The sequence below is a fragment of the Acidisoma sp. 7E03 genome, assembly GCF_054665075.1.
Genome location: NZ_BAAFHE010000002.1, coordinates 392,900 through 404,174, shown reverse-complemented (window position 1 = coordinate 404,174; position 11,275 = coordinate 392,900). Strand labels below are relative to the sequence as shown.

Annotated in this window: 12 protein-coding genes; 4 read left to right on the top strand and 8 right to left on the bottom strand. The window is 66.3% G+C overall.

The features are described from left to right. Positions 1-4: 4 nt before the first annotated feature. A complete protein-coding gene (locus ACYQ6W_RS04745; protein WP_459674056.1) occupies positions 5-1,153 on the bottom strand; it encodes a deoxyguanosinetriphosphate triphosphohydrolase in 1,149 nt (382 codons plus the stop codon). Between the two features lie 52 nt (positions 1,154-1,205). Here ACYQ6W_RS04745 and erpA point away from each other — a divergent pair, with 52 nt between their 5' ends. Both erpA and xth read left to right on the top strand, forming a co-directional pair. Further along, on the top strand, positions 1,206-1,550 hold the full coding sequence (gene erpA, locus ACYQ6W_RS04740) for an iron-sulfur cluster insertion protein ErpA (RefSeq protein ID WP_459673874.1): 345 nt from the start codon (positions 1,206-1,208) through the stop codon (positions 1,548-1,550). Between the two features lie 21 nt (positions 1,551-1,571). Continuing rightward, positions 1,572-2,360 (top strand): exodeoxyribonuclease III, encoded by a 789-nt coding sequence (gene xth, locus ACYQ6W_RS04735; protein ID WP_459673872.1) that lies wholly within the window; start codon positions 1,572-1,574, stop codon positions 2,358-2,360. Here the strand turns inward: xth and ACYQ6W_RS04730 are convergent. The 5 genes from ACYQ6W_RS04730 to ACYQ6W_RS04710 all read right to left on the bottom strand — a co-directional run bounded on the left by ACYQ6W_RS04730 (position 2,357) and on the right by ACYQ6W_RS04710 (position 7,511). Then, positions 2,357-2,677, bottom strand: a complete 321-nt coding sequence (locus tag ACYQ6W_RS04730; RefSeq protein WP_459673871.1) for a DUF2218 domain-containing protein — start codon at positions 2,675-2,677, stop codon at positions 2,357-2,359. The two genes, xth and ACYQ6W_RS04730, sit on opposite strands and share 4 nt — an antisense overlap. A gap of 4 nt (positions 2,678-2,681) precedes the next feature. Next, positions 2,682-3,302, bottom strand: a complete 621-nt coding sequence (locus ACYQ6W_RS04725; protein WP_459673870.1) for a PadR family transcriptional regulator — start codon at positions 3,300-3,302, stop codon at positions 2,682-2,684. 79 nt (positions 3,303-3,381) lie between these two features. After that, a complete protein-coding gene (locus ACYQ6W_RS04720) occupies positions 3,382-4,566 on the bottom strand; it encodes a benzoate/H(+) symporter BenE family transporter (RefSeq protein ID WP_459673869.1) in 1,185 nt (394 codons plus the stop codon). After that, complete coding sequence (locus tag ACYQ6W_RS04715; RefSeq protein WP_459673868.1) at positions 4,532-6,289, bottom strand: cation:proton antiporter domain-containing protein; 1,758 nt, start codon at positions 6,287-6,289, stop codon at positions 4,532-4,534. Before ACYQ6W_RS04715 ends, ACYQ6W_RS04720 begins: the two co-directional genes overlap by 35 nt. 133 nt (positions 6,290-6,422) lie before the next feature. Then, a complete protein-coding gene (locus ACYQ6W_RS04710; protein WP_459673867.1) occupies positions 6,423-7,511 on the bottom strand; it encodes a LacI family DNA-binding transcriptional regulator in 1,089 nt (362 codons plus the stop codon). Positions 7,512-7,768: 257 nt separating this feature from the next. Here ACYQ6W_RS04710 and ACYQ6W_RS04705 point away from each other — a divergent pair, with 257 nt between their 5' ends. Beyond that, positions 7,769-8,761 (top strand): ABC transporter substrate-binding protein, encoded by a 993-nt coding sequence (locus ACYQ6W_RS04705; RefSeq protein ID WP_459673866.1) that lies wholly within the window; start codon positions 7,769-7,771, stop codon positions 8,759-8,761. Then, entirely contained in the window at positions 8,758-9,480 is a 723-nt protein-coding gene (locus tag ACYQ6W_RS04700; protein WP_459673865.1) for a M24 family metallopeptidase, read from the top strand. Before ACYQ6W_RS04705 ends, ACYQ6W_RS04700 begins: the two co-directional genes overlap by 4 nt. A gap of 30 nt (positions 9,481-9,510) precedes the next feature. Here ACYQ6W_RS04700 and ACYQ6W_RS04695 read toward each other — a convergent pair whose 3' ends face one another. Together ACYQ6W_RS04695 and greA are read right to left on the bottom strand one after the other, a co-directional pair. Next, on the bottom strand, positions 9,511-10,710 hold the full coding sequence (locus tag ACYQ6W_RS04695; protein WP_459673864.1) for a threonine ammonia-lyase: 1,200 nt from the start codon (positions 10,708-10,710) through the stop codon (positions 9,511-9,513). A gap of 12 nt (positions 10,711-10,722) precedes the next feature. Further along, positions 10,723-11,196 carry a transcription elongation factor GreA gene (greA, locus tag ACYQ6W_RS04690; RefSeq protein ID WP_459673863.1) on the bottom strand — a complete coding sequence of 158 codons (474 nt, stop codon included), beginning with the start codon at positions 11,194-11,196 and terminating at the stop codon, positions 10,723-10,725. Positions 11,197-11,275: the final 79 nt, after the last annotated feature.

The window sequence follows — 11,275 nt, the reverse complement described above, 5'->3', positions numbered from 1 at the left end:
CGTATCAGCCCGGAACGCCGAGGTCGGTCAACCGGCGAAACTCATCCCGCGCATAGCGATCGGTCATGCCCGCTATGTAGTCCCGCACCGTCTCAGCCGCGGCGGGGCTGTTCGGTTCGCCCGCCTTGGGCCCCCATTCATCGGGCAGCAGATTCGGCTCCTCCAGGAACAGCGTGGCGAGCCCGGCCGTTACCTTGCGGGCCTTGGCGGCAGCCCGGTTCACGCGCCAGTGGCGATACATGTGCTTGAAGAGGAAGGCTTTGATGGTGCGATTGGCCTCCGCCATCTCCGGGCTGAAGGCGACGACCGGCCCTGAAGCGGCGCGGATCTCCGCGGCCGAGCCGGGTGCGAGGGCGGCCAGGCGCCGGCTGCTTTCGGCCACGACGTCCCGGATCAGCCGGTCCAGCACGCGGCGGATCGTCTCATGCCGCAGCCGCGATTCGGCGAGCGCCCCGTGCAAACGCTGCACCTCGCCGAGACAATCCCCCACCACTGGTAGGTGGCGGATATCCTCGAAGGTAAAGAGGTGGGCCCGCAGCCCGTCGTCCAGATCGTGGCTGTGATAGGCAATGTCATCCGAGATGGCGGCCGCCTGAGCCTCACCCGAGGCATAGGTCTCAAGTTCCAGAGAATGGCGCGCATCGTACTCAGCGATGAAGCCTGAGGGCTCCAGGATCGGGCCGTTGTGCTTCACCAGACCTTCCAGCGCCTCCCAGGTAAGGTTGAGGCCATCGAAGCCGGCATAGCGCGCCTCAAGAACGGTCACGACCCGCAGGCTCTGCGCATTGTGGTCGAAGCCGCCGAAGGCCCCGAGCGCGGTGTTCAGCCCCGTTTCCCCAGCATGACCGAAGGGCGGGTGGCCAAGATCATGGGCGAGGGCCAGCGCCTCGGTCAGATCGTCATCCAGCCGCAGCGCGCGGGCGATGGAGCGCGCGATCTGCGCCACTTCCAGGCTATGGGTCAGCCGAGTGCGGTAGAAATCCCCCTCGTGGTTGACGAAGACCTGGGTCTTGTACTGCAGCTTACGGAAGGCCGTGGAATGGATGACGCGGTCGCGGTCCCTCTGGAACGGGCCGCGCATGCCGCCGCCCGGTTCCGGCGTCAGCCGCCCGCGCGACGTCTCTGCCCGAACGGCATAGGGGGCAAGCTCCATGGCGATGACGTGGCCCTTCAACCCTTAGCGTCAACCGGCTATATCTCAGGCCATGAGCACGCACACCTCGAATTTTGGCCTGACCGACCGCGCCGCGGCCCGCATTGCCGAAATTCTCGGCAGCCAGCAGGCGCCCTCCGCCCTGCGCGTCGCCGTCCTCGCCGGCGGCTGCAGCGGCTTCCAATACAAGTTCGATCTCGATGAGGCACCGCCGTCCGACGACGATCTCGTCATCGAACAGGCGGGCGCCCGGGTGGTGGTGGATCAGAGCAGCCTCGACCTCCTGGAAGGCGCGCAGCTCGATTACAGCGATGCGCTGATGGGGGCGCATTTCGCGATCAAGAACCCCAACGCCACCTCATCCTGCGGCTGCGGCGCCAGCTTCTCGGTCGACTGAAGCGACACCGGGCCGCCTGCGGTGCGTATCGCCAGCTGGAACGTCAACTCCATCCGCGTGCGGCAGACGCATGTGAAGGCATGGCTTGAGCGCGTCCGGCCGGACATCGTCGTGCTGCAGGAAATCAAGTGCGAGGAACCGGCCTTCCCCCGGAAGGTCTTCGAGGAACTCGGCTACCGATCCGAGGTAGTCGGACAGAAGGCGTATAACGGCGTCGCCGCGCTTTCTCATCGCGACATCACCGTGCATCATCGGGCGCTGCCGGGCCTTGCGCCCGACGACACGCAGGCGCGCTACATCGAGGTCGAAACCGAAGGCCTTACCGTCATCGGCATCTATCTCCCGAACGGCAATTCCGGCGGCGAGGCGGGCTTCCAATACAAGCTGCGCTGGATGGACCTGCTGTGCGAGCGGGCCGAAGCGCTGATGCGCGAGGAGCGCACCTTCCTCATCACCGGCGATTTCAACGTCTGCCCGACCGATTTCGATTATGCGGCCGGCGCTCTCTCCCCGAGCGACGCTCTGCTGCGCCCGGAGAGCCGCGCCCGGTATCGCCGGCTCATCTACGCCGGCCTGACGGATGCGGTGCGCGCGCTGCATCCGGATTCCCCTGCTTATACCTTCTGGGACTATCAGGCCGGATGCTGGGAGCGCGACCGCGGCTTGCGGATCGATTTCGCTCTCCTCTCCCCGCACCTCGCCGAGCGGCTGCTCGCCGCGGCGCCCGACCGTGCCGAGCGCGGCGAGCCGCAGCCTTCGGACCACGTGCCGCTCATCGTCGATCTCGACTGGACACGGCCGCCGGCCTAAGCGGCGACCGGCAGCCAGGGCAGGGCCGCCGCCTGTTCTTCCGTCATGTCCCGGAAGGCGAAGCGTTGCAGATGGCGCATCACCACGTCCTGCAAGCGGGTCGCCTGCTCGGCGTTCGCCGCCGTCAGGCGCATCCGCAGCACCCCAGGCTCGGCCCAAAGATCGCAAACGCCGCCCTCGAACTCGATCCGCCCGTCCTGCTCGTTGAGGGTGACGCGGATGCGATGCGCGAAGTGCTTGCACAGCTGCGCCATGTAGCGGGCGGAGAGCGGTGTCTCCCACCGCGCCTCGGTCACGACGGGGCTTTGATCGGTCATGGCGTCAAACCCTTTCGATGGTACGTGCCGCGGCATCCAGCGCCTCGGCGATGGCCTGCGCCTCGGGCTCGGTCAACGGGCCGCGGGCGAGCCTGAGCCGCAGCGCCGTCTTCATGTTTTCGATGGCGCGGACGATCTGCGGCGAGCGACCACCGAAGCTTTCGGAGGCGCGCGCCATGCGCGCCAGGATGGCATCGACCATGGCCTGATTTTCGGCCAGGTGCGCGCGGCCTTCCTCCGTGATGGTGTAGAGCTTCCGGCCGCCCTCGGTTTCGCTGACGGTCGCGTAGCCGAGTTCGCTGATCAGCGTCAGCGTCGGGTAGATCACGCCCGGACTTGGGCTATAGCCGCCGCCGAGCCGGTCTTCGATCGCCTTGATGATCTCATAGCCATGGCGCGGCGCCTCGGCGATCAAGGCAAGCAGGACGAGGCGCAGCTGCCCCTGCTCGAAGAAGCGGCCCCGGCCGCGGCCTTCGCCGAAGCCACCTTCGAAACCGCCGCCGCCGCCACGGTGCCCATGCCCGCGATGGCCATGGCGCCGGCCAAAGCCGCCCATGCCCTCTTCGGGGCCGAAGCCCTCATCCCGGGCGAAGCGGCAATCCCCCCTCCCCAAACGCTCTCTCATTCCTCTGAACATGTCGTCTCCTGTGTTTTCGACAGGATCAAGATATATCTTATTTCAGATGAGTCAAGATATATCTTAGCTAGCTCATACTTTGTCGAAAGCGCTGTACGCCGAGCACGACACCCCCGGCCAACAAGCCCCAGAAGGCCCCACCGATGCCGAAGAGCGTGAGGCCTGAGGCGGAGAGCAGGAAGGTCACCATCGCCGCATCGCGCTCCTGCGGCTCGGCCGTCGCCCCGGCGAGGCTGCTCGCCAGGGCGCCGAAGAGGGCGATGCCGGCGACGGCGGTGATGAGCACTGGCGAGGAAAGGGCGATGAAGGTGGTGACGAGCCCAGAGAACAGGCCGATGAGGATGTAGACCCCGCCGGCGACGACGCTTGCCCACCAGCGACGATGCTGATCGGGATGCGCCTCCGGACTTGCGCACATCGCAGCCGTGATGGCCGCGAGATTCACCGGAATAGCGCCGAAGGGTGCGACCAACACGCTCGCGAAGCCGGTCGCGGCCAGCAGCCACCCGTGGCGCGGGCGGTAGCCGTTGATGCCCAGCACGGCGAAGCCCGGAATGTTCTGCCCCGCCATGGTCACGACGAAGAGGGGCACCGCCAGGCTCATGATGGCCGCGATGGAAAAGCGTGGCGTGATCCATTCGGCTGTGAGGTGCAGGGACAGGGCCGCGGTGTCGTGCAGGTCGAAGCTTGCGAGGCCGATCGCGACCAGCACCGCGGCCGGAACGGCAAGCGCCCGGCGCAACCGGCTGACCAGCACCCAAACCGCCAGGATGACGATGATGGAGAGTGGGCGATCCCGCAGACCGAGGACCGGGGCCAGACAGAGTTCGAAGACGATCCCGGCCAGCATGGCGCTGGCGAGGGAGCGCGGAATGGCCCCCACCATCCGGCTCATCGCCGGCCACAGGCCGGAGATCATGATCAGCAGGCCACAAACCAGAAAGGCGCCGACGGCATAGGAAAAGCCACCGTGCACCGCCGGGCTGCTGATGAGCAGCGCAGCCCCCGGCGTGGTCCAGGCCACGAGGATGGGGATGCGCGTGCGGATGCTGATGACGATGCCGAAGACACCACAGACGATCAGCAGAGCGAGCAAGCCGGAGGCCGCCTGGGCCGGACTTGCTCCGGCGGCGGTCACACCTTTGAGGATGACGGCGAAAGAAGAGCCAAAACCCACGAAAGCCGCGAGGGCACCGGCGGAGGCAGCCTGAAGCGAACTATCCCGGCGGATCGACGAAATCAATTTTTGCATGGTCATCCGTAGCTGTGTCACCGGCGTCTTCAGCCTCACCATCGAGGATCGGCACCTCGGCCGGTATGGCGCGCGCCTGGGCAAGCATGGTGCGCGCAATCTCTTCTTCACCCATCACCACGATGCCGGCGCCGAGCTTGGCGAGATGCGTCACTTCCTGGTCGAAATGCGCGCGGGCGATGATCGTCACGGCGGGGTTCGCCGCCTTGCTCTGCACGACGATCTGGCCGGCTTCGAATACATCTGGGATCGCGACGACGACGAGCCGGGCGGCGGTGACGTTGGCGGCCGCGAGCACGGCAGGGTCGGCCGCGTTGCCCGTGATGACCTCCACCCCTTCTGCCTCGATGGTCCGCGCGGTTCCCTCCCCGGTTTCGATGACGAGGAGCGGCCAACCGGCATCCCGCAACCCTTCCGCCACACGGCGCCCGACACGGCCATAGCCGACGACGATGGCGTGATCCGTGAGGTCCGTCTCGGGCAGTGCGGGCGCCGGCTCCGCGGTGTCTTCCGCTGCGGGCAGGATGCCGTCCTTACGGTCAATCCACGGGCGGTAGCGCTGCATCACACGGAAGAGGAAGGGGTTTACGACGATGGAGAGGATGGAGGCGCCAAGGATGAGATCCCGCACCTCCTGACCGAAGAGCTTCAGGTCAAGCGCGAGGCCTGCCAGGATGAAGGAGAATTCGCCGATCTGGGCCAGGCCGAGCGCGATGGTGATGGCGGTGTTCCAACTGCGGCCCAAGGCGCGCAGCAGCAGGAAGGCGGCGCCCGGTGTGAGCACCAGCACGACGAAGAGCACGCCGATCAGCTGCAGCGGCTCATGCAGCAGCGCCACCGGGTTCAGAAGCATGCCGACGGAGATGAAGAAGAGGACGGCAAAGGCGTCGCGGAGCGGCAAAGTCTCTTCGGCTGCACGCAGGCTGAGCTGGGATTCGCTCATCACCATGCCGGCGACGAAGGCGCCGAGGGCGAAGGACACGCCGAAGAGATGCGCGGCGCAGAAGGCGACGCCGAGCGCGACCGCGAGCACGGACAGGCGGAAAAGCTCGCGCGACCCGGTATGAGCGACGTAGTGCAGCAGCATCGGCACCACGCGGCGGCCGACGAGCAGCATGATCGCCATGAAGGCGATGACCTTGGCGAGCGTTTCGCCCACCAGCAGCAGCAAGGCGCCCAAGGCCGGCTGCTGGCCGTCCTGAAACAGGGAGAAGAGCGGCAGCAGGACGAGGACGAGGACGGTGATGAGATCCTGGATCACCAGCCAGCCCACGGCGATCCGCCCGGCTTCGCTGTCCACCATCCGCCGTTCCTGAAAGCCGCGCGTCAGAACCACGGTACTCGCGATGCTGAGCGCGAGGCCGAGCGCCACGCTGCCCCCGGTCGGCAGGCCGATTAGCCAACCAAGGCCCAGACCGCAGAGGACGGAGAAGACCATCTGCGCGAAGGCCGCCGGCAGGGCGACGGCGCGAACCGCCAGCAGATCCTTGATCGAGAAATGCAGCCCGACGCCGAACATCAGCAGAATGACGCCGACTTCGGCGAGCTGCAGGGCGAGGCCCTGATCCGCCCGGAAGCCCGGGGTGAAGGGGCCGACCAACACGCCTGCCAGCAGATAGCCGACGAGCGGCGACACTTTGAGGCGATGGGCGAGCGTGCCGAGAACGAAGGCCAGCCCCAGTCCGATGACGAGCAAGGCGATCAGCGGATTATCATGCGGCATCAGCGAAACCTCTCTGCGAGGCCGCATCTAACCACGAAAGCGCCGCTCGCCCATGCCACGCCCCGGCGTCAGGGCGCAATTTTTGCGCGGGCGGCGCGCAAATCCCCGCATCGCCCTACCGCGCCTACCGGTCCTACCGGGCCGGCGCGGGACCTACGGAACCGCGCACCACGAGCTTCGTCGGATGATCGGTGTCGATCGGCTCCTGATCGTCCGGGCTGTGCGGCGCGATGAGCCGCAGCAGCAGACGGCAGGCCGAGCGGCCCAGCTGCTCCGCCCCCTGGTCCACCGAGGTGAGACCGGGCTGGACGAGGCTCGCAAGCGGAATATCGTCGAAGCCGCAAACGCTCACGTCCTTCGGCACCTCCAGCCCCTGCTCGCGGCAATAGACCATGACGCCGATGGCCATGAGATCGTTGGCGCAAATGAGCGCGGTCGGCCGTTCAGCCTCGGGCACGCCGAGCAGGATGCGCGCCGCCTCGTAGCCGGATTTCTGCTGGTAATCTCCCGCCATGACCGGCACCGAGTCGGGGTCGATCGCGGCGGCAGCCAGGGCCTCGCGATAGCCGGACATGCGCTGCCCCGAGGTCCAAAGGCTCGGCGGTCCAGCGACGATGGCGACGCGGCGATGACCATTCTTCAAGACATGGTCAGCGACCGTCCGCGCGCCCCGGCGGTTGGTGGAGACGACCGAGGGCACCTCCAGACCGGGCAGCCGCTCGTCCACCAGCACCACGCTGTCGTTCTGGATGAGCTCCATCAGAGAGGGGGTCAGCATGCCGCTGCCGCTGAGGAAGATTAGCCCATCCAGCCGGCGGGCTCGCAGCACCTGGCTGTAGTAATTCTCCCATTGCTGCGTGGACTGGGTGGTGCAGAGCACGAGCAGCATGTCCCGCGCCTGGGCGATTTCCTGCACGCCGGAGGAGACCGCGGCGAAATACGGGTTGCGCAGATCCGGCGCGATCAGGCCGATGGAGCCCGCGCGCCCCGCCTTCAGGTTGCGGGCCAGCAGGTTCGGTTCGTAGCGCAGTGCGTGGATCGCGCTGTTCACCCGCAGCCGAGTCTCGGCCGAAACCTGGCCGCTGCGATTGATCACGTAACTGACCGTGCTGACCGCGACGCCGGCGGCGCGGGCGACGTCTCGGATCGTTGGCCGCCGCGCGGGCTCATCCGTGCCGGCGGGCTCCGGCAACGCAACCAGCGGCGACAGCTTGCGTTTCATCCTATCCCCCATGCTGATCAACTGTGCGGCACGCTGCGCGTTTGTATCGGTTCAAGGCAGCGTCTCTAAACTTTGACTGTATCCACTAGATAGACCGGCCAAGAAGGTCACGCCCATAGCTTTTTTAGAACCAGACTGATTTTTCTTGCGACAAGACGTTGAAACGTTTCAAATTACCTGACTGGATCGACACCGAATCATAGCGTAATCATAACGGTCATATTCGCTTCACCGGACGGCCTGGAAAGGATCTCATGATGTCCTCGCTTGCCTGCCTCAAGCGCCTCGCTACTCTGGCCATGGGGGCCGCCTTGCCTGCCTTTCTCGCGGTGGCGCCGGTTCGCGCCGCCGACCTCACAACCGTCCGCTTCGTCTATGACTGGCCGGTCGCCGATTTCGACATGGTGCCGATCGTGGTGGGCCAGGAGAGGGGTTTCTACGAGAAGCACGGGCTAAAGGTGGACGTGCTCTTCCCACCGGACGCCCAGACCACGGCCCGCATGCTGGCGACCAAGCGCGCCGACATCGGCTTCGAAGCCACGACAGATCTCGTCTTCGCCGCCAACCAGGGCGTGCCTGTGGTCGCCATCGCCAACTTCACCCAGAGCAACAGCTGGTGCCTCATCGGCCGGCCGAACGAGCCGATCGACATGAGCCAGCTCAAGGGCAAGTCCATCGGCGTTTTCACCGATTCCTGGACCAAGGCGATGATGGGCTTCGTACTCAAGAAGGCCGGGCTGCAGGAGAGCGACGTCAAGCAGATCATCGCGACGGATGACGACATCCCGATGCTGCTGACGAAAAAGATCGATATTGCAACTAATGCGGCCGCCTACGGCCTCGCCGAAATCGGCGATGGCGCGCACGAGACGCCGACCATGGCTTGCGGCGATCAGATCGGCGTGCCGAACATTCCCGTCTGGGCCTTCACCGCGTCCCCCGACTGGCTCAAGGCCAATGGGGCGACGGCCAAGGCCTGGCTTGCGGCGACGTCGGATGCGATCGACTGGTCCATCGCCCATCCCAAGGAAGCGGCGGAGCTCTTCACCAAGGCGTACCCGCCGGCCGGCAGCGCCAATTACAACCTGATCGGCTGGACCTATACCGCAGGCCTCATGAAGGGGCCGGATGGCTACTTCAAGCAGACCGATCAGCAATGGACGGTGCTGGCGGAAGCCCTGAAGGACATCGGGCAGATTCCGGCGGTGAAGCCCGCCTCCACCTATTATACGAACGACTACCTGCCGTGAGCGCCCCCGCCTCGTCCCCCGTAGCGGGCGATCTCGCCCGTTACGAGGCAGCCCAAGCCCTGGCCCGGGCCAGCCTCGAAGACCTCGCCGGCCATATCCGGCCGGGGGAAACCGAAGCAAGTTTGACGGAGATTGCGCGGCGCATCATGGATGGGCGCGGGGCCACCGGCTACTGGTGGTACGACATTCCCTGTGTCGTTTTGGCCGGCCCGCGTCTCCGCGTTTCGGAAGAGGGGGACGTCTTCAAGCCCGCCGAGATCCCGATCGGGACCGACGACATGGTGACGGTGGACGTGGCCCCGGAAATCGACGGGATCTGGGGGGACTGCGCCCGCTCCTTCTTTCTCAAGGACGGGCGTTTGGTCTCGGCCGAGGAAGCCGGGCCTGAACAGGCGGAGGGGATGGCCGCGGAAGCGGCCTTGCACGCCCATCTGCTGGCGGTGGCACGGCCGGAGATGCGGTTTCAGGAGCTTCACGCGCTGATGGCGGCGAAGCTCACCGAACTCGGCTTCGAGAACTTGGATTTTCTTGGCAATTTCGGCCACAACATCGGGGATGACCTGCACGGCCGCGCCTATATGGACGCACAGTGTACGGTCCGCCTCGACAGCGTGCCGATGTTCACCTTCGAGCCCCACATCGCGAAGCCCGGGCGCCCGCTCGCCTTCAAATACGAAGAGGTCTACCGCTTCGAGGACGGGCGCCTGCGCCTGCTCTGACCAGAAAGGGCGCCTCGCGGCGCCCTTTCGTCACAATCTCCGAACGATATAGGCTTCGCGCAGCTTCGATTCGATGAAGCTGCCGTGGGCCGCATCGCGCGCTTCGATCATCACCTCCAGCTGCGCCGCCTGCACGGTGGGCGAACTGAACAGCCGGTGGTGGGCGACCTCGAGGATATTGCCCCCCTCGTTGCCGATGCGGGTCGCGATGTCGCCGAGCATACCGGGACGATCCGGCATTTCGAGGACGAGGCGCAGCATGCGGCCGTCGCGCAGCAGGTTGCGCTGCAGGGTGTTGGAGAGGATGCGGGCATCGATATTGCCACCACAGACGGGCAAGCCCACGCGCCGGCCCACGAAACGGTCCGGGCGATGCAGCACGGCGGCCAGCGCCGCGGCCCCCGCGCCTTCCGCCACCAGCTTGGCACCTTCCGCGAGCAGACCGATGGCCTGTTCGATGGCCGCTTCGGGGACCACCAGCACCTCGATCTCGAGGTCTTTCAGAATGCGGTAGGGCAGTTCACCGACGTCGCGCACCGCGATCCCTTCCGCGATCGTCTGTCCGCCGACGGATACCGGCTCACCCGCCAGTCGCTGGGCCATCGCGCTGTAGGTCTCGACCTCGACCCCTAGGATCTCGATGCCAGGCCGCAGAGCCCGCGCCGCGATGGCGCAGCCCGACAGCAGACCGCCACCGCCCACGGGCACCACGAGCACGTCGAGATCGGGGAAATCCTGCAGCAGTTCGAGAGCGAGCGTGCCCTGCCCCGCGACGATGCCCGGATCGTCATAGGGGTGCACGAAGACCAGTCCCTCCGCCTCGGCCAGCGCATGGGCGTGGGCCGCGGCTTCAGCAAGGGTCTCGCCATGCAGGACCACGCGCGCGCCCCAGGAGGCGGTGCGAGTCACCTTGGTGGAGGGCGTGAATTTCGGCATGACGATCGTCGCCGACACGCCGAGAAGATGGGCGTGGCGCGCCACCGCTTGGGCATGGTTGCCGGCCGACATGGCGATGACGCCGCGCGCCGCCTCGTCCGGCGTCAGCAGGGACAAGCGGTTGGCCGCGCCCCGTTCCTTGAACGCCCCCGTGGCCTGGAGATTGTCGAGCTTGAGGACGATCTCCGCCCCGGTCGCCCGGCTCAGACTGTCACTGCGGACTGCGGGGGTGCGCGCCACACGGCCCGCGATGCGGGCCGCCGCGGCCTCGACATCAGCGAAAGAGAGGGTCATGGCACCCTCCGATCAGCCGAAGCGCACCGCGATAATCTCGTAGGATCGGTCGCCACCCGGCGCCGGCACCGAGACGGTGTCGCCCTTCTTCTTGCCGATCAGGGACTTGGCGAGGGGAGAGGAGACGGAGAGCAGCCCGAGCTTGATGTCCGCCTCGTGCACGCCGACGATCTGGTACTTGGCTTCCTTCTCGGTCTCCTCGTCCACCAAATGGACATGCGCCCCGAACTTCACGGCATCGCCGGACAGGGTCGCCGGGTCGATCACCTCGGCGGCAGAGATGATCTCCTCGAGTTCCTGGATGCGGCCTTCGATGAAGGACTGACGCTCGCGCGCGGCATGATATTCGGCGTTCTCGCTCAGGTCGCCGTGGCTGCGCGCCTCGGCAATGGCGCGGATAACCGCCGGCCGCTCTTCGCTGCGCAGCTGGCGCAACTCCGCCTCAAGTCGGACAAGACCTGCCCCGGTCATCGGAAATTTCTGCACGCAACGTCCTCGCAGTCATCAGTCCGTGCGGACCAGTTTAAAAGCAAACGAGCCGGATCACGTGGGTGATCCGGCCCCA

Coding starts and splice junctions, on each gene's coding strand:
- ACYQ6W_RS04715 (WP_459673868.1), bottom strand. CDS start 6,289: ATGCCGCATGATAATCCGCTGATCGCCTTGCTCGTCATCGGACTGGGG.
- erpA (WP_459673874.1), top strand. CDS start 1,206: ATGAGCACGCACACCTCGAATTTTGGCCTGACCGACCGCGCCGCGGCC.
- ACYQ6W_RS04695 (WP_459673864.1), bottom strand. CDS start 10,710: ATGACCCTCTCTTTCGCTGATGTCGAGGCCGCGGCGGCCCGCATCGCG.
- ACYQ6W_RS04705 (WP_459673866.1), top strand. CDS start 7,769: ATGTCCTCGCTTGCCTGCCTCAAGCGCCTCGCTACTCTGGCCATGGGG.
- ACYQ6W_RS04725 (WP_459673870.1), bottom strand. CDS start 3,302: ATGAGAGAGCGTTTGGGGAGGGGGGATTGCCGCTTCGCCCGGGATGAG.
- ACYQ6W_RS04745 (WP_459674056.1), bottom strand. CDS start 1,153: ATGGAGCTTGCCCCCTATGCCGTTCGGGCAGAGACGTCGCGCGGGCGG.
- ACYQ6W_RS04710 (WP_459673867.1), bottom strand. CDS start 7,511: ATGAAACGCAAGCTGTCGCCGCTGGTTGCGTTGCCGGAGCCCGCCGGC.
- ACYQ6W_RS04720 (WP_459673869.1), bottom strand. CDS start 4,566: ATGCAAAAATTGATTTCGTCGATCCGCCGGGATAGTTCGCTTCAGGCT.
- ACYQ6W_RS04730 (WP_459673871.1), bottom strand. CDS start 2,677: ATGACCGATCAAAGCCCCGTCGTGACCGAGGCGCGGTGGGAGACACCG.